The sequence below is a fragment of the Thermoanaerobaculia bacterium genome (assembly GCA_018057705.1).
Lineage (GTDB): Bacteria > Acidobacteriota > Thermoanaerobaculia > Multivoradales > JAGPDF01 > JAGPDF01.
Window position 1 is genome coordinate 23667 of record JAGPDF010000026.1, and the last position, 22703, is coordinate 46369.

Consider the following 22703-nt stretch of genomic DNA (forward strand, 5'->3'; position numbering starts at 1 on the left):
ATGCGACGCCTCTCCCTCCCGCTCGCCGCCCTGCTGATCGGAGCCCTGGGCTGGGTCGCGCTCACGACCCTCGCGACCGGCTCGGCGATCGCGAACTGGGCTCCCTGCCCGCGCAACTGGGGTTGGTTGCCCAGCTACATGCCGCGCGAAAGCCCGCTGGAATCCCACGGCTTCAAGATCGGCAAGGCGCGCGTCAAGATCTGCTACGGCAGCCCGGCCCTGGGCGGGAGGAAGATGCTCGGCGGCGTCGCGGTACCATACGGCAAGCTCTGGCGGACGGGCGCGAACGAACCGACGACCCTGCATCTCGATCACGTGCTGCGGGTCGGCGACCTGGTGCTCGCAGCCGGCAGCTACTCGATCTATACGATTCCCGGCGAGCGCGACTGGACGGTGATCTTCAACCGCTCGACGCAGCAGTGGGGGCTCGAGTCCGCGTACACGGACGAGGTGGCGGAGCAGGAGGTCGGCCGGATGCTGGTGCGCGCCCGGACACTCGACACGCCGCTCGAGAACCTCCGGTTCACGAGCGCGCCGTCGGCAACCGCGGCGGTCGACCTGTTTCTCGAGTGGCAGCGCACCCAGATCCGCATTCCGTTCGATTCCGGTTTCGCCGCCCCCGACCCGGACGATCTCCCGCGCGACTCCGGACCCGACTGACCCCCCGCTCTCCGGCGAGGCGCGCACACTCGGACCTCGCCGGGCCGGCCTCAGACGACGCCGAGCCGCTCGAGCTCAGCGAGCTCTTCGGCGGACAGCCCGAGCTCACCGCGGAAGACCTCGACGTTGTGCGCTCCGAGCTCGGGACCCGGCCAATCGGTCCCACCCGGTGTCGCCGCCAACTTCGGCATCAGCGCTGGCAGGAGGAGCTCCCGGCCGCCGGCCTCGACGCTCTCGAAAAGACCGCGGGCGCGGTAGTGCGGATCGGCGAACATGTCGGCGACGGTGGAGATGGTCGAGACCGGAACCGCGGCCGCGACCAGCTGCTCGACGACGGCGTCGGCTGTCCGCGAGCTCGTCCAGCAGGCGATCGCCGCGTCGATCTCCATCTGTCGCCGCACCCGCCCCGGATTTTCCCGGAGGTCGGGATCCTGCGCCAGGTCGGTCCGGCCGACGACCGTCATCAGGCGCTCGAAGTTCGCGCTGTTGTTGGCGCCGATGACGACGCGCTCGCCGCCCGCCGTGGGATAGGCGTTCGAGGGCACGATGCCGCTCACAGTGGGTCCGGAGGGTCCGCGCACCGCTCCGGCGCGATCGAACTCCGGCACCACCGACTCGAGGACGTTGAAGACCGATTCGAAGATCGAAGTATCCACGACCTGCCCGCGCCCGCTCCGGCGCCGGGCCTCGAGGGCGAGCAGGATACCGACCAGGCCGTGCAGGCCGGCCAGCGAGTCGCCGAGCGAGAGATTGGCGCGCACCGGCACCTCGCCCGGGTTGCCGGTCAGGTGGCGCAGTCCGCCGAACGCTTCGCACACCGAGGCGTAGCCGGGCCGGGCGGCGTAGGGCCCGGTCTGCCCGAAGCCCGAGATGCGGGCGAAGACCAGGCCCGGATTCTCCGCGCAGAGGCGGTCCGGCCCGAGGCCCCAGCCCTCCATCGTCCCCGGCCGGAAGTTCTCGATCAGGACATCGGCGCGGGCGGCGAGCCGGCGGGCGAGCGCCTGCCCGCTCGCGTGCCCGAGGTCGAGGGTCACACAGCGTTTGTTGCGACCCAGCGAACGCCACCAGAGCGAGGTCCCGTCGTCGTCGAGCAGCCGCCAGGAGCGGATCGGATCGCCGCTCCCGGGCGCTTCGACCTTGACGACATCGGCCCCGAAATAGCCCAGCATCACGCCGGCGAACGGTCCGGCGAGGATCTGGCCGAGCTCGAGGACCCGGAGGCCCGCGAGGGGACGTGCGTCCGCGCCGCTCATCAGGCCGGCGCGGCGTCGCCCGGGCGGTAGACGCGATTGAACAGCGGCACGGCCATGATCGTCGTCACCACCGCCATGATGACCAGGATCGTGAATAGCGTCTGGGTGATCATGCCGCGCTCGTAACCGATGTTGAGCAGAATCAGCTCCATCAGGCCGCGCGCGTTCATGAGCGCGCCGATCGCGAAGGAGTCCTTCTTCGACTCGCCGGCGAGGCGCGCCGCGACACCGCAGGCGATCCCCTTGCCGGCGATCGCCGCTACCAGCAGCAGCGCGGCGATGCCCAGCATCGCCGGCGAGGCGATGAGCGAGAACTTCGTGCTCAGCCCCGAGTTGATGAAGAACATCGGCAGCAGATAGACCGCGGTGAGCGGACCGATCTGGCCCTCGAGGCGCTTCTGCAGCGGGCCCCGCGGCATCGCGGCGCCGAAGACGAAGGCGCCGAAGACCGCGTAGATGCCGAGGCGGTCGGTCGCCCAGGCGGCGACCATGAGCAGCGTGAGGGCGGCCGGCAGCACCAGCGGCTCGCGCGACGGCAGCGCCAGGAGCCACGCGAAGAGCCGCGCCAGGAGCCTGCGCCCGAGGGTGAACATGAATAGGCCGTAGAACGCTCCGCCGAAGAGCGCCAGGAGCGCGATCGACATCTTGCCGGTGAAGCTCGCCAGCACGACGGCGAGCAGACACCAGGCTGCTGCGTCGTCGAGCGAACCGGCAGCGAGCGCCAGCGTCCCCAGCGCGGTCCCCGAGAGTCCGCGCTCCGAGATGATCCGCGCCAGCATCGGGAAGGCGGTGATCGACATCGCCGAACCCATGAAGAGCGCCGCCTCCCAGACCTTCACGCCGGGCGCGAAGAGCGGGAAACGGTCCATCAGGCCCCAGGCAAGGAGGGCGCCCAGAGCGAACGGCGTGGCGATGCCGGCCCAGGAGACGAAGATCGCGCTCTTCATCCGCTTGCGGATGAGCTCGAGGTCGAACTCGAGGCCGATCAGGAACATGTAGAGCACCAGTCCGATCTGGGCCAGGCTGTAGATGATCGGCAGACTCTCCCTGGGGAAGAGCTGGGCGTGGAGTCCGGGCGCCAGCAGGCCGAAGAGCGAGGGCCCGAGCAGCACGCCGGTGATCATCTCGGCCACCACCTGCGGCTGCCCGAGCGGCCGCACGAGGAAGCCCACCAGGCGGCAGGCCGCCAGGATGATGGCGAACTGCAGAAAGAGAGCGATCGAGAGCTCGAAATTCGACAAGTCGAGAATCCCTCCGGGGGCCGGGAACGAATCCGGGACATTATCGAACTCGGCATGGGCTTGCGGCGGCGGTGCGACCCGGGGCCGCCCCGGGAGGCGGCCCGCCGGGATGGTAGGCTCCGCGAAAGGTTCCGACACTTCGAAACGCGAGGGACTCCCGGCCGTGCGCATGCCGATCCGGACGAAGCTCTTCCTGAGCCACTTTCTGGCTGTGCTGCTCGTGTCGGGCAGTATCGGGACCTACTTCTACAAGCAGTCGACGGCGAGCCTGCTCGAAAGCCTCCAGAACCGCCTGCGCTACAGCGCGAGCCTGCTGGCAAGGACAATCGACGGCGGCGAGCTGGCCGCGATCGGCGGGCCGCAAGACATTGCACGACCCGAGTACCGGCGCCTCCTCGCGCTGGTGCGCGACTTCCAGGCGGCCAACCGGGACATCGCCTTCATTTACGTGATGCGCCGCGACAACGCCCTGGGCGGGGTCGCGGGCGAGGTCCGTTTCGTCCTCGATTCGGACAGCTCGGCCGATCAGGCTCTCCCCGGCGACCTCTACGAAGAGGAGGTCCCGCGCCTGCGGGAGGGGTTCGACCGCCCGGCGGCCGACGACGCCATCACCCAGGACCGCTGGGGCTACTTCCTCTCCGGTTACGCGCCCGTGAAGAACGGCGGTGGCAGATTCCTCGTCGGCCTCGACATGCGCGCCGACGAAGTGCAGCGGAAGTTCCAGCGCATTCGCATGGCCGGAGTCGTCTCCCTCCTGCTCTCGATCCTCCTCGCGGCGCTGTTTTCCCGCCTGCTCGCCGGCCGCATCACCCGCCCGGTCACCCAGGTCATCGCCCGCACCGGCGAGATCGCCCGTGGCGAGCTCCGGGGCACGGTCCGGGTCGCGAGCGGCGACGAGCTCGAGGACCTTGCCGGCGCCGTCAATCGCATGGCGGGCGACCTGCTCGAGAGCCAGACCCATCGCGAACAGGCGATGCGGGAGCTCGCCGACGCCAACCTCCATCTCGAGGAGCGCATCGCCCTGCGCACGGTCGAGCTTTCGCAGCTGAACGCCGCCCTGCTCGAAGAGATCGAGGAGAGGAAGAGCGCCGAGCGGCGGCTCGAAAAGGCGGCGACGAGCGACTTCCTGACCGGCCTGCTGAACCGTCCGGCGATGCTGACGCTGCTCGAGCAGGAGTCCGACCGCATCCGTCGCGGCGTCGCCGCCTACTCGCTGGCGCTCGCCGACCTCGACCACTTCAAGCCGATCAACGACCGCTACGGCCACGCGGTCGGCGACCAGGCGCTCACCCGAATCGCCGACCTGCTGCGATCGAGCCTGCGAAGCCAGGATGCGATCTGCCGCTGGGGCGGCGACGAGCTGCTGATCTTCCTCCCCGAAACGGCGCTCGAAGGCGCCGCCGAGGCCGCCGAAAAGATCCGTCAGCGGCTGGCCGAGGTACCCCTGATCGTGCGGGGCGGCGAGCTCCGGCTCTCGGTCTCCGTCGGCGTCGCCGAAGCCGCCCGTGACGAAGCGGTGACGGAGGTCGTGCGGCGCGCCGACGATGCGCTCTATCAGGCCAAACAGGCGGGCAGGAACCGCGTCGCGCGTTCCGCCTGAGCGCGGTTGACCCTCAGCGACTCCGGGGTATTATCGACGCCGATCTGCAGCATCTGAATCCGATCCTGTTCCGCCTGCCGGGGCGGCGATGAACTCTGAGCACATGGGGTGAGGCGATGAGGAAGTTCGTGGCGTGGCATCGGTCCCTGCGGCAGCTTCCGGCAGCTCTCCTCCTCCTCGGCTCGGTGGTCCCGTCACCGGCGGCGCTCGCCTCCGGCGAATCGGTTCCGCTGAACGCCGTCAGCGTCCCGCCGGGGGCGACCATGACGATCACTTTCGAGGTCGACGTCGACAGCCCGCTGAACTTCTGCGCCACGGCGGTCAGCAACCAGGGCTCGATCAGCGGCACCAACTTCCTCTCGTTCCTGACCGACGATCCGGACGTCGGGGGCGCAAGCAATCCCACCGTCACCCTCCTCGACGCCGTCGACCTCGCGATCACCAAGACCGACGGCTCGGCGACCGAAGTCCCAGGCACGCCGGTGACCTACACCATCGCGGTCACCAACGCCGGTCCCGTCGGCGCCGTAGGTGCCAACGTTGCGGATACCTTCCCGGCTTTCCTCACTGGCGTCACCTGGACCTGCGCCGGAGCGGCGGGCGGAACTTGCACGGCCGCCGGTGCCGGCGACATCAACGATCTGGTCAATGTCCCGGTCGGCGGATCGGTCACCTACACCGTGAGCGCCACGGTCTCGGCGGCGGCGACCGGCACGCTGGTCAATACCGCCACCGTCACCAAGGCGGCGGCGCAGCTCGAGTGCAACTTCGCCAACAACAGCGCGACGGACACCGACACCCTGACGCCGCAGGTCGACCTGAGCGTCACCAAGAGCGACGGCCAGACGTCGATCAATGCCGGCAGCCCGACGACCTACACGATCCAGGTCGGAAACAGCGGACCCAGCCACGCGGTCGGCGCAACCGTCACTGATAACTTCCCGGCGGATCTGACCGGCGCCACCTGGACCTGCTCGGCGACCGGTGGATCGTCCTGCGCGGCCGGGCCCGTGGCGGGCAACATCAGCGACTCGGTGACCGTGCTCGCCGGCGGCACCCTGACCTATACCGTCAGTGCGACGGTCAGTGGCTCCTTCTCGGGAGTCCTTTCGAACACGGCGACCGTGGCCGCAGCCGGCGGTACCACCGACACCAACTCCGGCAACAACAGCGCCACCGACACGACCACGGTCGTTCCGGTGGCCGATCTGTCGATCACCAAGACGGACGGCGTCACGACGGCCGTGCCCGGCCAGTCGGTGACCTATACCATCACGGCCTCGAACGCCGGCCCGGCGACGGCCACCGGAGCGACGGTCGCCGACACCTTCCCCGCGACCCTGACCTGCACCTGGACCTGCGTCGGCGCGGGCGGCGGCACCTGCACGGCCGCTGGCGCCGGCAACATCGGCGACAGTGTCAACCTCCCGGCCGGCGGCTCGGTCACCTACACCGCGAGCTGCACCATCGCCGCCGCGGCCACCGGTTCGCTGACGAACACGGCGACGATCAGCGGCGGCGGCGTCAGCGACACCGTCCCGGCCAACAACAGCGCGACGGACACCGACACGCTCAACCCGCAGACGGACGTTTCGATCACCAAGACCGACGGCAGCCCCACCGAGGTCCCCGGCACGCCGGTGACCTACACCATCGTCGCCTCGAACGCCGGACCGTCGGAGGCCACCGGAGTGACGGTCGCCGACACCTTCCCGGGCACCCTCTCCGGCTGCAGCTGGACGAGCCTCGCCGTCGGCGGCGCCACCGGCAACACTGCGGGTCCGGTGGCCGGCGACATTTCGAACGGTGGCATCACGCTGCCTCCGGCCTCCTCGGTGACCTATACCGCGACCTGCAACATCGCTGCGAACGCGACCGGCTCGCTCGCCAACACCGCCACGATCGGTGCGGCGACGACCGATCCGGCGCCGGGCAACAACAGCGCCACCGACACGAACACCCTCACGCCGCAGACCGACTTGAGCGTCACCAAGACCGACGGCGCCGCTTCCGAGGTCCCCGGTACGCCGGTGACGTACACGATCGTCGCCAGCAATGCCGGCCCGTCGACGGCCACAGGCGTCTCCGTAAACGACACCTTCGCCGGCATCCTCTCCGCCTGCAACTGGACGAGCGTCGCCGCGGGCGGCGCCACCGGCAACACCGCCGGCCCCGTCGCGGGCAACATCGCCGAGATCGCGATGACCTTCCCGGTGAGCGCTTCGGTGACCTACACCGCGACCTGCGACATCGCCGCAAACGCCACCGGAACCCTGGCCAACACCGCCACCGTCGCGAGCGCCACCACCGACCCGTCGGCGGGCAACAACAGCGCCACGGACACCGACACGCTGACTGTGCAGTTCGATCTGGCGATCACCAAGACCGACGGCCAGACTTCGATCAACGCCGGCAGCGCAACCACCTACACGATCGCGGTCGCCAACTCCGGTCCGAGCACCGCGACCGGAGCGACGGTGGCCGACACCTTCCCGGCCGACCTCGTCGGCCCGGTCTGGACCTGCGCGGCCTCGCCCGGCTCGAGCTGTGCCGCCGGGCCGGTCGCCGGCAACCTCAACGACTCGGCCACCGTCGCCGCGGGCGGCAATGTGACCTACACCGTGAACGCCACCGTGAGCGGCACCGCCTCGGGGACGCTCTCGAACACCGCAACCGTGACGCTCGCTGGCGACAGCAACGGCGGGAACAACAGCGCCACCGACACGACGACCGTCAATCCGGTCGCCGATCTTTCGATCACCAAGACCGACGGCGTCACGACGGCGGTTCCCGGAATGACGGTGACCTACACGATCGTCGCCGCGAACGCCGGCCCGGCGACGGCAACAGCCGCCTCGGTCACCGACACCTTCCCCGCGGCCTGTGCCTCGGTGAGCTGGACCTGCGTCCCCACCGGCGCCGGCGCCTCCTGCACCGCCGGACCGGTCGCCGGCAACATCGCCGACGGTGCGACCCTGCCGGCCGGCACCTCGGCCACCTACACCGCGGTCTGCACGCTGGCCGACACCGCCTCCGGTTCGCTGGTGAACACCGCCACGATCGGCGGCGGAAGTGTTTCCGACACCAACCCGGGCAACGACAGCGCGACCGACACCGACACGATCCTGCCGCTCGACTACGGTGACGCCCCGGGCAGCGCCCAGGGATCGCCGTGGGCCTACCCGACGCTCGTCGCCGACAACGGCGCTCGTCACGGCGTGAACGGCCCCGGCGCCCTGCACATGGGTGTCCAGCTCGACACGGAGGCCGACGGCCAGCCGACCCTCGCCGCCGACGGCGACGATCAGATCTCGGTGCCGAATGTCGATGACGAAGACGGCGTCACCCTGCCGGCAACCCTCGACGCCTGCGGCAGCGCCAACGTCGCGGTCAATGCCTCGGCAGTGGCGAAGCTCGACGCCTTCGTCGACTGGAACCGCAACGGCAGCTTCGCTGACGCCGGCGAGAAGATCTTCGACAACCAGGCGTTGGCGGCGGGGGCGAACGTCCTGCCCTTCAGCGTCCCCTGCACCGCCACACCGACGACGCTCACCTTCGCGCGTTTCCGCGTGTCGACGGCGGGCAGCCTTCCGTCCACCGGCGTCGCTGCAGACGGCGAAGTCGAGGACTACGCCGTCGCCGTGCGCGGGCTCGACTTCGGTGACGCGCCCATCGTCTATCCGACGCTCCTCGCCGGCAACGGCGCGCGACATATCGTCGTCCCCGGCGCCCTTCTCCTCGGGGCGACCGTCGACACCGAGGCCGACGGCCAGCCGACCGCCGGCGCAAACGGCGATGACCTCGCGACCAGCGACGACGAGGACGGCGTTGCCTTTACCAGTCCGCTGATCCGCGGCCAGAACGCCTCGGTCACCGTCACCGCCAGCGCGCCGGGGGTGCTCAACGCCTGGCTCGACTTCAATGGTGACGGCAACTGGACGACCGCAGGGGACGCGATCTTCGTCAACGTCGCGCTCCTCGCGGGGGCCAACAACCTCTCCTTCCCGGTACCGGCGACGGCGACCACAAACCTGAACACGGTGGCGCGATTCCGCCTTGCCACCGCTGGCGGCTTGTCGTTCACCGGTCTCGCCAACGACGGCGAGGTCGAGGACCACGCCGTCGCGACCGCGGCGGAGGCCGATGTCGCGATCACCAAGACCGACAGCGCCGCGACCGAGGTCCCCGGCACGACCGTGACCTACACGATCGTCGCCTCGAACAACGGCCCGGACACGGCCTCCGGCGTCACCGTCGCCGACACGTTCTCGGGCGTCCTCTCCGGCTGCTCGACGACGAGCGTCGCCGCGGGCGGCGCCACCGGCAACGACGCCGGCCCCGTCGCCGGCAGCCTGAGCGACGGCGGCATCGATCTCCCCGTGGGCGGCACCGTGACCTACACGGCGACCTGCACGATCGCCGCGAGCGCCACCGGCTCGCTGGCGAACACCGCGACGATCGCTTCGGCGACCGGTGACCCGGTCTCCGCCAACAACAGCGCCACGGACACCGACTCCCTGACGCCTCAGACCGACCTCGCCATCACCAAGACCGACGGCGCGACGACCGAGGTACCGGGAACGCCCGTCAGCTACTCGATCGTCGTGACGAACGCCGGCCCGAGCGATGCGGTCGCAGCGACCGTCACCGACACCTTCCCGGCGACGATCACGGGGGTCAACTGGACCTGTGTCGGCGCCAACGGCGGCACCTGCCCGGCGGCCGGCAGCGGCAACATCAACACGCTCGTCGGCCTGCCTGCCGCAGGAAGCGCCACGGTCACCTTCACCGCGACCGGCACCATCGCCGCCTCGGCCACCGGCACGCTCGTCAATACGGCGACGGTCGCCGCTGGCGCGGGGGCCACCGATCCGGTCCCGGGCAACAACAGCGCCACCGACACCGACACCCTGAACGTCGAGTCCGATCTCGCGATCACCAAGACCGACGGCAGCGCCACCGAGGTCCCCGGCACGGCGGTGACCTACACCATCACGGCGTCGAACGCCGGCCCCTCGAACAACCCCGGCGCGACGGTCGCCGACACCTTCCCGGCGAGCGTCAGCGGGGTCAACTGGACCTGCGTCGGCACCGGCGGCGGCACCTGCCCGGCGGCGGGAAGCGGCAATCTCAACGCCAGCGTCAACCTGCCGGCCGGCGGCTCCGTGACCTTTACGGCGACCGGCACGATCGCCTCTTCCGCCACCGGCACGCTCGCCAATACGGCAACCGTGGCTGCGGCGGGTGGAACGACAGACCCGACACCAGGGAACGACAGCGCCACCGACACCGACAGCCTGGTCCCGTCGGCCGACATCCAGATCACCAAGGACGATTCGGCCGATCCGCCGCCGGCGGGCCAGGACCTGATCTACACCCTGACGGTGACCAACCTCGGGCCGTCGGACGCCACTGGCGTCGCGGTCAGCGATCCGCTGCCGTCCGAGGTCACTTACATCTCCGACGACTGCGGCGGCAGCAACACGCCGCCGTGGGCCTGGACGATCGGCAGCGTCGCAGCTGGCGCCTCCGAGGTCTGCAACATCACCGTCTCGATCAACCCGGCGCCGCCGATCTCGATCTCGAACACCGCGACCGTGACCAGCACGACGGCGGACCCGAATTCGGCCAACGACTCCGACACCGAGCTGACGCAGCTCGACGCCGTGCCGCCGCAGGTGACGAACGTCGACAGTGTCACGGCGACCGGCGACGGCTCCCTCACCGAGTGCGAGACCGCGAACGTCACGATCACGAGCCTCCTCGTGACCTTCGACGAAGCGATGCAGGATCCGCCCGGCGATGTCGATCCGGACGACGTCACCAACCCGGCGAACTACCTCCTGGTCACGCCGGGGCCCGACTTCGACTTCCAGACCACCGCCTGCGGCGGCGCGGCGGGAGACGACGTCGCGATCGCGGTGTCCTCGGTCGCCTACAACGGCGGCACGGAGACCGCGAGTCTCGCGCTCGCCGCGGCGCTGCCTTCGGCTCAGGTGCGCCTCTTCGCCTGCGACACGCTCACCGACCTCGCTGGCAACGCGCTCGACGGCGACGCCGACACGACGGCCGGCGGCGACTTCCGGCGCGCGTTCCGCTCCGATCCGGGCAACGTCTTTGCCAACGGCCACTTCGACTGCGACGCGAGCCTCTGGAACGCCGTCGCTCCGAACCCGGCGGAGATCACCTGGACGGGAGCGGACGACGCCGACGACGCCGACGACTCGGGGTCCGTGCACTTCACCAACCTCGCACCCGGGACCGATACTTCGTTCCGGCTCTGGCAGTGTTACGACATTCCGGCGGACGCCCTCTTCGACGTCTCGGCGCGCGTCCGGCTGCAGGCCGCTCCCGGCGACTTCATCGGCTTCGTCCGGCGCTGCGAATTCTTCAGCGCCCCGGCCTGCACCGGCAGTCTCGGCGTTCAGACCGCGGCGCTCGCACTTCAGGACACCGCAGGCGGCTGGCTCACGCTCGGCGCGCAGCTCGCAAGGCCCGCCGGCGCCGTCGCGGCCCGTTGCGACTTCAGCTTCGAGACCCCGACCGCGGAGAGCTTCGACGCCTGGCTCGACGCCACCCTCTTCCAGGGCACCGGAGGACTCTTCGCAGACGGCTTCGAGTCCGGGGACACGTCGGCGTGGTCGGCGACGGTGCCTTGAACCCGCAGGGCAGGTCGGTAGCTTCGGGAGCTCGAGACGGTCGGGCGAGTTCGAAATCGCAGGGCAGGACGATCTGAGAGAGGACCGGAAGGCATGAAGACCTTGATGCAGCAAAGCGCGATCGTCGCCCTGGCGGCGGCTGGACTTGCCGTCTCCGCAGCACAGGCGGATCCTGGAGCCCGGACTCCGCAGTGGACGTGGACGGAGGCGACCCCGATCGTCGAGGCCGCGCCACCGCTCCCGCCGACCTCGATCTTCCCGGTGCAACTGGTGCTGGACGACGACACCGCTGACGGTTCGTTCGGCGTCGCCACCCAGACTGCACGCCAGTTCCTATGGTTCAATCGCTTCTCTCCCCCTGCCGGCTTCCACCTCGAGGAGGTCTGGGTCCTCTTCCCGTCAGGGAGCAACATGGCGGCCGGTGGCGCCGTTCAGATCGCGATCTACGAGGATCCCGACGGCGATCCGTCGAACGGCGCGACGCTCGTCCAGAGCTTCGACACCACGATCCAGGTGGCCGACGGCAACACCTTTTCGATCTATCCCCTGCCCGCCTCGGTCTTGATCCCCGGCGGCAGCGAGCTCTTCGTCGGTGTCGTGCCGCGCTTCATCGTCAGCGGCGTGACCTCGCCGACAACCCCCGCCGCCCTCGACACCACGACCTCCCAGGCGCGCTCCTGGCTCGCCGTCTGGAGCGCCGATCCGCCCGACCCGCCGGCGCTCCTCCCGCTGCCCGACCAGTCCTACGTGCTGGTGGACGCCTTCGTCCCCGGCGGCGGCAACTGGATGATCCGGGCCTTCGGCAGCGAGCAGGGAATCACCGAGATTCCGACCCTCGGCGAATGGGGCCTCGCCGCCCTGGCCCTCGCCCTCCTCGCCGCCGGCGTCGTCCTTCTCCGGCGCCGCTGCCGATGCGGCGTGGGTGCCGCGCTGGCGCTCGCCCTGCTCGCGCTCGCCGCGCCAGCCGGCGCGGTGACGATCGACGACTTCAACGTCAACATGCCCGCCCTGCTTAGCGCCCCGCCGCAACAGAGCTCGAATACTGCCAACGCCGCGATTCTCGGCGGGAACCGCGGCGTGGTGCTGGACAACCTGTCCGGCTCCGGCCCGACGACGGTGAACGTGACGGGCGGAAACCTCGTCTTCACCGTCACCGCGACGACGCCCGACTCGCGCGGCGAAGCGCGTCTTTCGTGGGATGCCGACACGAACCCGCTCGTCCTCTCGACGGGAGGGTTCAATCCCGGGGTCGATCTCACCGCCGGAAATACGAGCGGATTTCAGATCGGATTCACCTCTTCGACCGTCGCTGCCGAAATCGAGATCACCGTCCACGACGACAACGTGGTCGCGAACTCCTCGCGCGCCGTGCGGCGCGTCGCCGTGGGCGGTGCGCAACTTGTGCGGATCCCGTTCAGCGAGTTTCGCACCTCCGGCTCGGCCCCCGCCAACTTCGCCGACGTCCGCGCGGTCGAGCTGACCATCCGGGCGGGCGAGGGGACTTTCTCGATCAACGAGTTCATCACCTCGCCTCCGGCCCTCGCGGCGACCAAAGTGGATCAACAGGTCCTCGACGTCGACGGCGACACGCGGGTCGATCCGGGTGATCGGGTGCGCTATACGGTGACGGTCACCAACACCGGCAACGAGGCGCTCGCGGTCGATCTCTCCGACACCGTCGACGCCAACACCACTCTGGTCGCCGCTTCGGTCTCCTCGACTCCCGTGGCGCACAACGACCAGTATGGCTGGTTCGGCAATGTCACCTTCGCGACCGACGGATCGGCCACGAAGCCCGATCTCCTCGATAACGACCAGGACGCCGACGGCGACACCCTCACCGTCCAGAGCGGCACCTTCCCGGCGACCACTGCCCAGGGCGGCACGTTGACTCTGATCTCCGCCGCGACGGGCGAGTTCACCTACAGCCCTCCGGCCGGCTTCGCCGGCGTCGACAGCTTCAACTACACGATCCTCGACGACAACGGCAACACCTCGACCGCGTCGGCGAACATCACCCTCGACGGCGTGATCTGGTTCGTCGACGACTCGAACACGACGCCCCCGCATCTCGGGACGCTCGCCGATCCGTTTCAGACGCTGGCCTCGGTCAACAGCGGCAGCGACCCCGACCAGCCCGGCGACACCATCTTCGTCTTCGACGACGACGGCACGGCATACGCCGGCGGCCTCGTCCTCGAAGCCGACCAGACGCTTCTCGGCGAAGCCGCGGGACTCATCCTCGACGGCACGACGATCGTCCCGGTCGGCGGCCGGCCGCAGATCACCAACGCCGCGGGTGTCGGCCTTTCGCTTTCGACGAACAACACACTCGGCGGCTTCGACATCCAGAACACCTCCGGCGCCGGCATTTTCGGCTCGGCCTTCGGCACGCTGACCGCGACGAACGTGAACGTCCTCACCACCGGCGGCGCGACGCTCGATCTCACCACCGGCGCCCTCTCTTCTGTGGTCTTCGGAACGCTCTCCTCGACGGGCGCGGGCGGCCAGCGCGGCCTGAATCTCGCCACCCTTACCGGCAGCCTGACGGCGACCACCACGAGCCTGACCAATCCGACGACCGACGGCATCCTGGTGAGCGGCTCCGCCGGCGCCTCCTTCAGCTTCGGCGCCACCACCGTCACCGACAACGCGATCGGCTCCGGCGCGACGGCGGACGGCATCGACATCGCGACTGGCAACGCCGGCTCGACCTTCAACTTCGCGAGCCTAGCGGTCACCAGCGACGCCGGCGCCGGCCTCCGCGCGAGCAGCAGCGGCACGATCAACCTCAGCGGCACCGGGAACTCCATCGTCTCCACCGGCGGGGCAGCGGTCGATGTCACCTCGACGAGCTTCGGCTCCGGCGTGACCTTCGCGACCCTCACCTCGACCAACAGCACCGGCAAGGGTGTCAACCTCGACACCGTCACCGGTAGCTTCACCGCCAACGGCGGCTCGATCAGCGGCGCCACGGTCGGTTGCTTCGACGTCAACGCCGGTTCCGGCAACATCACCTACACCGGAAACATCACCTGTCCGGTGGGCAGGATCGTCGACATCACCGCCCGCACCGGGGGCACGATCGCTCTCTCCGGCAACCTCTCGGCGACCGGCTCCGGCTCCGGCATCAACGTCGCGAGCAACAGCGGCGGCACGGTCAACTTCAGCGGCACCTCGAAGTCTCTCGGCACGACCACCGGCGCCGCCGTCACCCTCGCCACCAACACCGGCGCCACCATCAACTTCACCGGCGGCGGCCTGGCGATCACCACCACCTCCGGCAGCGGCTTCAATGCCACCGGCGGGGCGACCGCGATTACGGTTCAAGGCGCCGGCAACACGATCGCCTCCACGACCGGGACGCCGCTCAACGTCGCCAACTCGGCCATCGGCGCCAGTGGCCTCACCTTCCAGAGCATCGCTGCAAACGGGGCGGCGAGCGGGATCTCGCTCAACACCACAGGCTCCTCCGGCGGCCTCACGGTCACCGGGACGGGGACCACCGATGGCAGCGGCGGAACGATTCAGAACACCTCCGGGCGGGGTGCCGCTTTCATCAGCACCGCCGCCATCTCGCTGAGCAACATGAACTTCACCAGCGCAGGTACCAGCGACCTGGATGCCGACAACTCCGGCCTTTCGACCGGCGACAACCTGGCGACGAACGCGGCCATCCACCTGCAGACGGTGACCGGCGCCACTTTGACGAACTTGAACATCACGGGAGGCGCAGAGCAGGGCATCAACGGCAACGCCGTCTCGAACTTTGCGTTGAGCAATAGCTCGATCGTGGACGTCGGCAACGGCCCGGACGAGGATGGGATCCACTTCTTCAACATGTCCGGCACGAGCTCGATAACGAACAACACGTTCACCTGCACGGTCGCGACGCACAACACCACGGGCGGCGACGATCACATCAATTTGCAGATGCAGTCCGGGACGCTCAACCTCACGATTTCCGGCGGAAGCGCCAACAATGCCAACAAGGGCAGCGGCTACCTGATGGGCATTCGCGGGACTGCGAGCGCGACGGTGACGGTCGACGGCGTTACGTCCGACAACAACTTCAGCGGCGGTATCGTGATCGACACCTTCGACACCGCGACATCCGTCATCGAGATCAAGAACAGCTCGAGCATCAACAACAACGATGCCATCTCGCTGAGCAGCAACAACGGCAACACCAAGTTCGACATCCACGACAACGTCAGCTTCGCCGGCACCGATTTCGTACGGATCAACATTCTGAAGGCGGCGTTCTCGACAACCGGGACGCTGGAGGGCAAGATCCGCAACAACCCGATCGTCGTAACGGACGGCCAGGCCGCGGACGGTATCATCGTCGCCCAGCGCGGCGACGGGACGCTCACGGTCAGCATCACGAACAACACCTTCACCTATCGCGGCACTCAACGGCCGATCAACATCCTAGGTGGCCAGGACGGATCCGGCCAGCTCAATGCGACCGTCACCGGAAACAGCATCGACATGCAGCTCGACGGCACCGGCAACGCGGTGACCGGGATCTTCGCGCAGACAGCTGTCGCCTCCCCCAGCGGCGACAACACGAACATGTGCGCCGACATCGGCGGGGCTGGAGGGCTGCGAAACGTCTTCACGCATTCCATGGGCGGGAACATGGTGGCTGGAGAGATCCGTGTCCGCCAGCGGTTCGTGACGACGGTCACGCTTCCCGGGTATGGCGGAGCGAACAACGACGACGCCGCGGTGGTGACATATCTTGCCGGCAGGAATACACTCGTGAACGTACCCTCGGCGACGGCGACGAACGAAGTCGGCGTGACCGTGGGTGCGGGCGGATTCGTCAACGCGGCCTCCTGTCCGCAACCGGTTTTCCCTTGAAGTCGAGATGAGGTAATCCGCTATGGCCGAACCCTTTCTGAGCGAGATCCGCATCATGAGCTTCGCCTTCGCGCCCAAAGGCTGGGCACTGTGCAACGGCCAGCTGCTGCCGATCAACCAGAATCAGGCGCTCTTCTCGCTCCTCGGCACCACCTTCGGCGGCGACGGGCGGGTCAACTTCGCGCTTCCCGATCTGCGCGCGAGAACACCGATCCATGTCGGTTCCGGCCATACGCTCGGTGAGCGAGGGGGAGAGCAGGCGCATACGCTCTCGATTGCGGAGATTCCGCAGCATCTCCATCTCGTTCAGGCGAGCACCGACACCGGCGACCAGCAGGATGCGGCGGCGCACGTTCTGGCCACCGTTCCCGGCCGGATCTACAGCGATCCTACGAACCTAGTCGCGCTACGTGCCGACACGGTCACGAACGTCGGCGGGAGCCAGGCGCACCTCAACATGCAACCGTTCCTGACACTCTCCTTCTGCATCGCACTTCAAGGCATCTTTCCGAGCCCCACCTGAGGCCACGCTCATGGCACAACCCTACGTCGGCGAGATTCGCATGTTCGCAGGAAACTTCGCACCTGCGGGCTGGATGTTCTGCGAAGGACAGCTGCTTCCGATCTCGGAGTACGAGACGCTGTTTCAACTGATCGGCACGACCTACGGCGGCGACGGCGAGAGCACCTTCGCGCTCCCCGATCTGCGCGGCAGGATTCCGATCCACCAGGGGAACGCTTTCATTTTGGCCGAGACCGGCGGCGCGGAAGAGATCACGCTGACCGTGAACCAGATTCCGGCCCACAGCCACCCGTTCCTCGCATCTACCGGCGTCGCACAGGACCCGAACCCGCTGAACAAGACCGTCGGACAGGTTTCGGGCGGCGGGCTGATCTATATCCAGGATGCGACCGACTCCAACATGAGCCCACAGGCGATCAGCCCGGTCGGTGGCAGCCAACCTCACACCAACTTCCAGCCCTACCTGTGCGTGGACTTCATCATCTCGCTCTTCGGCATCTTCCCTTCGCCCACCTGAGGTACACCCATGGCCGATCCCTTCGTCGCCGAGATCCGGATCTTTCCGTTCAACTTCGCCCCCAGAGGCTGGGCCTGGTGCGACGGCCAACTGCTGCCGCTGTCGCAGAATACGGCGCTCTTCTCGCTGCTCGGTACCACCTATGGCGGAAACGGCAAGAGCAACTTCGCTCTTCCGGACCTGCAGGGGCGGGCTCCGATGCATCCTGGCCAGGGGCCGGGGCTGTCGCTGCACGACCTCGGGGAAACCGGAGGTTCCGAGACTGTGTCGCTGCTCGAGTCCGAGATCCCGTCGCATTCCCATGCGCTGCGCGCGCACGATATCGATCTCGCCGAGCTCAATGCACCCGCGGCGCAGCGCTCACTCGCCAAGTCGGCGAACGCGACGATCTATGCCGCGCCGAACAACCTGGTAGCGATGAGCTCGTCGGCTCTACCGCCTGCCGGCGGGGATCAGCCGCACAACAATCTGCAGCCGTACCTGACGTTCTACTTCTGCATCGCCCTGCAGGGCGTATTCCCGCCGCGGACTTGAGGCGTCGTCGATGACCGAGGTCGCTGCTCCCAGCCCACCGCGCTACATCCTGGCGCCGTTCGTGCCGACGCCGCCGGAGGTGGTGGAGCGGATGCTCGACCTCGCGGGGGTGACGAGCTCGGACGTGGTCTACGATCTGGGCTGCGGCGACGGACGTATCGCCATCGCGGCGGCGCGGCGCGGCGCTCGGGCGTTCGGTGTCGATATCGAGCCGCACTGGGTGAGCGAGGCGACGAGGAACGCGGCAGCGGCTGGCGTCGCCGAACTGGCGTCGTTCGACCTCCAGGACGCGCTCGCCACCGGTCTTGCCGAGGCCACCGTCGTCATGCTCTATCTCGTCGAGTGGTCGACGCGGATGATGGACGCGAAGCTCGCCGCCGAGCTTCGGCCGGGGGCGCGGATCGTCTCGCACAGCTTCGGCATGGGCGACCGGCCGGCCGAAAAGACCGAACAATGGGTCGACGCCACGGGCGAGTCCCGGACCCTGCGGCTCTGGATCGCCGGAAAGTCCGGTACCGAACCGGTCGATGAGAGCGTCGCGGCCCTCACCCGACCGCGATCCGGGTCTCTGGAGGTCGCCGAGCCCGCCGATCTCACCGATCTCTCGTTGCCGCGCCTCGAGCCGCTGGTTGGCTCCACCTTTTCGGTCGCGCTCGGCGCCCCCTGGGACCTGCGGCTGGTACTCGCCGAGGCTTCCCCGCTCTCACCCCAGACTTCCTTTACCGGCGCTTTTCGCGCGCCGTTCCGACTGATCTTCCACGGACCCGCGCAGCCGGTCCATCCGCAGGCGACGCTGCCGCTCCTTCATCCGGAGCTCGGGCGGGTCGAGATCTTCCTGGTTCCGATCGGCCCGGCCGCGCAGGGCACGAGCATCATGCGATACGAAGCGATTTTCACCTGACGAGGAGAGGGCGATGAGCGAACCACGACAGCAGGCGCCGGCAGGCGGAAGTGATGGCATCCGGCGGCGCGACTTCCTCGCTCTCGGCGCGGCGACCGCGGCGGCGACGGCGGTCGCGACGCTGCCCGCAGGCGCCTCGTCCTTCGCCGCGAGCTCGCCGCTCGGCATCGACCTCACGCGAGGCGAGCGGCTCTCGGTCGGCTACATCGCCGGCAGCGCCGAGTGGGTCGGGCAGCTCGACCTGCCCTGGGAGCGCTACGGCGCCGACTATGCGAGCTTCGAGCTCGAGATCGTCCCGGCCGAGGAGATGACGGTCGGCTCCGAGCTCGCCGTCGCCACGATCGAGCTCTGCGTCCACGGCCTCTTCCCGCGCCTCCCGGACCCCGGAGAGGCAGCCTGGAAGAGTCTCTACCTCTTCGCCTCGGTGCCCGCCCCGCCGGAGATGATCTTCGGACCCGATCCGGTGGCGTTTCTCGCCTGGAGCGCCCGCATGGATCCCCAGCCGAGCCAGGCCGCCAAGGTGCGACCGGTGCTCTCCACGGGCGTTGACGGCGGGCTCCGGATCGGTCTCGAGCTGCGCTCTCCGGCGCCGGCATCCGTGGGCCGCGGCGGCAAGCTCGCGCGCCCCGGCACCGAGTCGGAGATCCACGAGCGCACGACGAACTTCACCGTCGACGATCTCGTCGGTCGCCCGCGGCTGCAGGAGGGCGTCTACCTTCTCTCCTGCGGCAAGCAGGGTTGGGACCGCGGTTGGCGCGGCACACTCGACGAGCTGCGCGGGCTCGACGGCTTCGATTCGGTCGCGATCGGCATCCGCCGCCTCGAATGAAGCTCCCCGAGGGCGGCGCCGGGGCGGCCGGCGGCGAGGTCACGTTGCGGGCGGAGACCCCAGCGGATCGTGGTTTTCTGTTCTCGGTCTACGCCGCGACGCGCGACGCCGATCTCGAGCAGGTGCCCTGGACCGACGCCCAGAAGCAGGCTTTCCTCTGGCAGCAGTTCGAGGCCCAGGACCATGAGTACCGGCGTGCTTATCCCGACGGTCGCTTCTCGGTCATCGAGCTCTCCACCAACCCGGTCGGCCGGCTCTACCTCCGGCACGGCGCGACCGACACCCGCATCATCGACCTGGCGCTCCTCCCCGAGTTCCGCAACTGGGGTATCGGCAGCCGGCTGCTGGGCGATCTGACGCGAGATGCCGACCACTCGGGCCGCTCCCTCTCGATTCACGTCGAGGTCTTCAACAGCGGCGCGCGGCGCCTCTACGAGCGCTTCGGCTTCGAGGTCACCGAGGACAAAGGGGTCTACCTGCTCCTCACCCGGCCGCTGCAGCCGAGGCGATAGTCGAAGAACTGTCGGGTTGATCCACCATATCTGCTGCTGTATCTTGCCCACATGGGCATGAAGGCGGTACAGATCTCGATCGACACGGAGCTCCTGCGCCGGATCGACCACGACCCAGAGGCGCGCGCAGACGGTCGCTCGGCTTTCGTTCGCACCGCCGTTGAGGTCTATCTCGCCGCCAAGGAGCGGCGTGAGGTCGAGGCGCAACTCGTCAAGGCGTACAGCGGGCAATCCGATGCCATGCTCGACGAGGTGGCCGAGCTCCTGAGTGGGCAATCGTGGCCGAACGAATGAGCCGGGGCCAGATCTGGATGCTCGAGCTCGCCCGCCCCGACAAACGACGGCCGGTGCTCATCCTGAGTCGTTCCAGCCTCATTCCTCTCCTGCAAACGGTGACGGTGGCTGCCGTGACCTCGACGCTTCGCGGGGCCCCCACCGAGGTGGCGCTGGATCTCGCGGAAGGTCTGAAGCAGACGTCGTGCGTGAACCTCTGCAATCTCTTCACCGTCCGCAAGGATCAACTACGGACCTTCGTCGGGAGCCTCAGCCGGCAGAAGATGTCCGATGTATGCCGGGCGCTGGATGTAGCGACAGGGTGCGGCAGCGAATGAGGCGGCATGCCCAGCGCCGCACGACGAGCGCGGGCTTCGCGCCGTTCACGCTCGCCGACGAGTAGGTACTACCTCAGATCCAGAGCAGCCCGAGCGCGAGCAGGCCGCCCAGGATGGCGAGCGCCGCGACCACGCGCAGGCGGAAGGCGTTCGCGCCGAGCGCCGTCGCGACCGCCGCCTTGAAAACCGTGTTGGCGAGCATGCCGACGATCAGACCGCGCGCCGCGGTCTCGGGCGCGAGAGCGGCTGGACCGTCGGCGGCCGCGCCCGATCGCCCCGCGAGCTCGGTGATCGAGAAGGTGAGAGCGTCCATGTCGGTCAGGCCGAGGAGAGCCGAGCTCGCCACCAGGCCCGTCGAACCGACGCGTTCGCGCAGTGCCTCGAGTACCCAGAGGACGATCTGGAAGAGGAGCGCCATCTGGATCGCCGCTCCGAGGCGCAGCGGATTGTCCGGAATCCGCGGCGCGCCGTCGCCCTGCGCCTTGCGGAACCAGGCGTAGGCGATCGCGATGGCGCCCGCGACGAGCGGCAGGACGAGGGCGGGCGCGAGCGCCTTGGCCACGGGCAGGTAGAGCGCCGCCGAGACCAGGCCGACCCGCAGCGGCAGGATGGTGCAGGCGGCGACGACGCCGAGCGCCAGCGCCTTGGCGGCAGGCGCATTGTCGGGCTCGTGGCGGCTCTCGCGCGCGAAGTTGAAGGTGACCGCCGTCGACGACACCAGGCCGCCGAGGAAACCGGCTACGCTGTAACCGCGCTCCGGCCCGACGAGACGCAGCGCGATGTAGCCGGCGAACGACAGCCCGGCGAAGATCAGCACTACGGCCCAGAGCTTCTGCGGCTCGATGCCGCCCAACTTCTCGATCGGACCGTGGGGCAGTACCGGCAGCACGACGAGAGCGAGAACGGCGAATCGCGCTCCGGCCTCGAGCCCGACCGACTCGAGGCGCGCGACGGCGGCATGCATCCGGCCCTTCTCGACCAGCACCAGCGCCGTGCCCGCGGCGACCGCGCTGGCGACGGTGAGCATGCCGAAGCCAGCCGCCGCGCCGGCGCCGAGTACCAGCAGGCCCGCCACCTCGGAAGTGGCGTCGATCGTCCCACGCCAGGCCGAGACGAGATAGGCGAGCAGCACCAGGGAGAGGCCGGCGGCGAACAGAACGAGGCCGAACAGGGGGTCGACCGCGCGGAAGAGCACGGCCGCGAACCCGCCGGTGAGGCCGAGGAGCAGAAACGTCCGCACTCCGCCGAACCGGGCGGGCTCTCCCGGCCGGCGCGCCGACCATTCACGCTCGATTCCGACCGCAAGGCCGCCCAGTGCGGCCACGGCCAGATTGAGGAGTGTCGTCTGCAGTTCGGAGGTCATGGTTCCGCGCGCTCCCCGGCACGCTCCGCCCCGGTCATCGTCGCCCGCATCGCAGTGGCGGCAGCGAGTGCCAAACCCGCAGCGAGGGCGTTCCAGGCGACGTCACGCAGATCGTACATCCGGTTGGGCAGAACCCCCTGCACCGCCTCGTCGAGCCATCCGATCAGGGTGACGGCTCCCAGCGCCCAGATGTCGACGCTGGTGACGCGCTCGCCGAGCGCCCGAACGGCGACGCTTTCCGCGACCGCCGCGCGGACCAGCAGCGCCAGTGCTCCGTACTCGACGAGATGGAGGCGCTCCTGCGGCACCTCCATGGCGAGGGCGAGGCCGGCGTAGACCGCGCCGGTCGCGGCCAGCACCAGCCAGGCCAGTAGCGGCGCGCGGCGCCGCGCCAGAGAGCCGACCGTCGCCGTCGCGCAGAAAAGGAAGAGGGCGGCGATGCTCACACGCAAGAGATTGCGCGAGCGCAACGCGTCGAGGACGAATTGCAGCGGATAGAGCGCCGCGAGCAGGGCGCCCACCGCGACCGCGACGGCGATCCAGAGCCGCCGCTCGCGAGCGCTGCGGAAAGGAGGCACGGCGGAAGCCTAGCCCAGCCGCTCGGGTCGACGAACCCGGGCGGCCGGGAACC

16 protein-coding genes are annotated in these 22703 nt (G+C 69.0%); 12 read left to right on the top strand and 4 right to left on the bottom strand.

The window, feature by feature from the left end:
- A complete protein-coding gene (locus KBI44_10370) occupies window positions 1-660 on the top strand; it encodes a DUF2911 domain-containing protein (protein ID MBP9144877.1) in 660 nt (219 codons plus the stop codon).
- A gap of 50 nt (window positions 661-710) precedes the next feature.
- Here KBI44_10370 and KBI44_10375 read toward each other — a convergent pair whose 3' ends face one another.
- Both KBI44_10375 and KBI44_10380 read right to left on the bottom strand, forming a co-directional pair.
- A complete protein-coding gene (locus KBI44_10375; GenBank protein ID MBP9144878.1) occupies window positions 711-1913 on the bottom strand; it encodes a CoA transferase in 1203 nt (400 codons plus the stop codon).
- Window positions 1913-3154, bottom strand: coding sequence for a cation:proton antiporter (locus KBI44_10380; protein MBP9144879.1), 1242 nt, complete (start codon window positions 3152-3154; stop codon window positions 1913-1915). The genes KBI44_10375 and KBI44_10380 overlap by 1 nt, the downstream gene beginning before the upstream one ends.
- Window positions 3155-3317: 163 nt before the next feature.
- Between KBI44_10380 and KBI44_10385 the strand changes: the two genes are divergently transcribed.
- The 11 genes from KBI44_10385 to KBI44_10435 all read left to right on the top strand — a co-directional run bounded on the left by KBI44_10385 (window position 3318) and on the right by KBI44_10435 (window position 20709).
- A complete protein-coding gene (locus KBI44_10385; protein MBP9144880.1) occupies window positions 3318-4754 on the top strand; it encodes a diguanylate cyclase in 1437 nt (478 codons plus the stop codon).
- Window positions 4755-4882: 128 nt separating this feature from the next.
- Entirely contained in the window at window positions 4883-11413 is a 6531-nt protein-coding gene (locus tag KBI44_10390) for a DUF11 domain-containing protein (protein ID MBP9144881.1), read from the top strand.
- 93 nt (window positions 11414-11506) lie between these two features.
- Window positions 11507-16282, top strand: a complete 4776-nt coding sequence (locus tag KBI44_10395) for an IPTL-CTERM sorting domain-containing protein (protein MBP9144882.1) — start codon at window positions 11507-11509, stop codon at window positions 16280-16282.
- Between the two features lie 22 nt (window positions 16283-16304).
- A complete protein-coding gene (locus tag KBI44_10400) occupies window positions 16305-16805 on the top strand; it encodes a phage tail protein (GenBank protein MBP9144883.1) in 501 nt (166 codons plus the stop codon).
- A 10-nt stretch (window positions 16806-16815) separates the two neighbouring features.
- Window positions 16816-17322, top strand: a complete 507-nt coding sequence (locus KBI44_10405) for a phage tail protein (GenBank protein ID MBP9144884.1) — start codon at window positions 16816-16818, stop codon at window positions 17320-17322.
- Window positions 17323-17331: 9 nt separating this feature from the next.
- The gene (locus KBI44_10410) at window positions 17332-17856 is read left to right on the top strand and encodes a phage tail protein (protein MBP9144885.1); all 525 of its coding nucleotides are present in this window, start codon (window positions 17332-17334) and stop codon (window positions 17854-17856) included.
- 10 nt (window positions 17857-17866) lie between these two features.
- Window positions 17867-18757 carry a methyltransferase domain-containing protein gene (locus tag KBI44_10415; GenBank protein MBP9144886.1) on the top strand — a complete coding sequence of 297 codons (891 nt, stop codon included), beginning with the start codon at window positions 17867-17869 and terminating at the stop codon, window positions 18755-18757.
- Window positions 18758-18770: 13 nt separating this feature from the next.
- The gene (locus KBI44_10420; GenBank protein ID MBP9144887.1) at window positions 18771-19586 is read left to right on the top strand and encodes a hypothetical protein; all 816 of its coding nucleotides are present in this window, start codon (window positions 18771-18773) and stop codon (window positions 19584-19586) included.
- Window positions 19583-20098: a GNAT family N-acetyltransferase gene (locus KBI44_10425; GenBank protein ID MBP9144888.1), complete on the top strand. Its 516-nt coding sequence runs from the start codon at window positions 19583-19585 to the stop codon at window positions 20096-20098. The genes KBI44_10420 and KBI44_10425 overlap by 4 nt, the downstream gene beginning before the upstream one ends.
- Window positions 20099-20155: 57 nt before the next feature.
- Window positions 20156-20392 carry a ribbon-helix-helix protein, CopG family gene (locus tag KBI44_10430; protein ID MBP9144889.1) on the top strand — a complete coding sequence of 79 codons (237 nt, stop codon included), beginning with the start codon at window positions 20156-20158 and terminating at the stop codon, window positions 20390-20392.
- A complete protein-coding gene (locus tag KBI44_10435; protein ID MBP9144890.1) occupies window positions 20389-20709 on the top strand; it encodes a type II toxin-antitoxin system PemK/MazF family toxin in 321 nt (106 codons plus the stop codon). The genes KBI44_10430 and KBI44_10435 overlap by 4 nt, the downstream gene beginning before the upstream one ends.
- Before the next feature lie 73 nt (window positions 20710-20782).
- On the opposite strand, the gene KBI44_10440 is transcribed toward KBI44_10435, so the two are convergent.
- Both KBI44_10440 and KBI44_10445 read right to left on the bottom strand, forming a co-directional pair.
- Window positions 20783-22072, bottom strand: coding sequence for a DUF4010 domain-containing protein (locus KBI44_10440; GenBank protein MBP9144891.1), 1290 nt, complete (start codon window positions 22070-22072; stop codon window positions 20783-20785).
- Window positions 22069-22650 carry a VanZ family protein gene (locus KBI44_10445; protein MBP9144892.1) on the bottom strand — a complete coding sequence of 194 codons (582 nt, stop codon included), beginning with the start codon at window positions 22648-22650 and terminating at the stop codon, window positions 22069-22071. Before KBI44_10445 ends, KBI44_10440 begins: the two co-directional genes overlap by 4 nt.
- Window positions 22651-22703 lie beyond the last annotated feature (53 nt).

Excerpts from the sequence above, each read along its gene's own strand:
- KBI44_10375 (MBP9144878.1), bottom strand. The coding sequence starts at position 1,913 with ATGAGCGGCGCGGACGCACGTCCCCTCGCGGGCCTCCGGGTCCTCGAG.
- KBI44_10415 (MBP9144886.1), top strand. The coding sequence starts at position 17,867 with ATGACCGAGGTCGCTGCTCCCAGCCCACCGCGCTACATCCTGGCGCCG.
- KBI44_10430 (MBP9144889.1), top strand. The coding sequence starts at position 20,156 with ATGAAGGCGGTACAGATCTCGATCGACACGGAGCTCCTGCGCCGGATC.
- KBI44_10400 (MBP9144883.1), top strand. The coding sequence starts at position 16,305 with ATGGCCGAACCCTTTCTGAGCGAGATCCGCATCATGAGCTTCGCCTTC.
- KBI44_10410 (MBP9144885.1), top strand. The coding sequence starts at position 17,332 with ATGGCCGATCCCTTCGTCGCCGAGATCCGGATCTTTCCGTTCAACTTC.
- KBI44_10370 (MBP9144877.1), top strand. The coding sequence starts at position 1 with ATGCGACGCCTCTCCCTCCCGCTCGCCGCCCTGCTGATCGGAGCCCTG.
- KBI44_10395 (MBP9144882.1), top strand. The coding sequence starts at position 11,507 with ATGAAGACCTTGATGCAGCAAAGCGCGATCGTCGCCCTGGCGGCGGCT.
- KBI44_10435 (MBP9144890.1), top strand. The coding sequence starts at position 20,389 with ATGAGCCGGGGCCAGATCTGGATGCTCGAGCTCGCCCGCCCCGACAAA.
- KBI44_10425 (MBP9144888.1), top strand. The coding sequence starts at position 19,583 with ATGAAGCTCCCCGAGGGCGGCGCCGGGGCGGCCGGCGGCGAGGTCACG.
- KBI44_10420 (MBP9144887.1), top strand. The coding sequence starts at position 18,771 with ATGAGCGAACCACGACAGCAGGCGCCGGCAGGCGGAAGTGATGGCATC.
- KBI44_10405 (MBP9144884.1), top strand. The coding sequence starts at position 16,816 with ATGGCACAACCCTACGTCGGCGAGATTCGCATGTTCGCAGGAAACTTC.
- KBI44_10440 (MBP9144891.1), bottom strand. The coding sequence starts at position 22,072 with ATGACCTCCGAACTGCAGACGACACTCCTCAATCTGGCCGTGGCCGCA.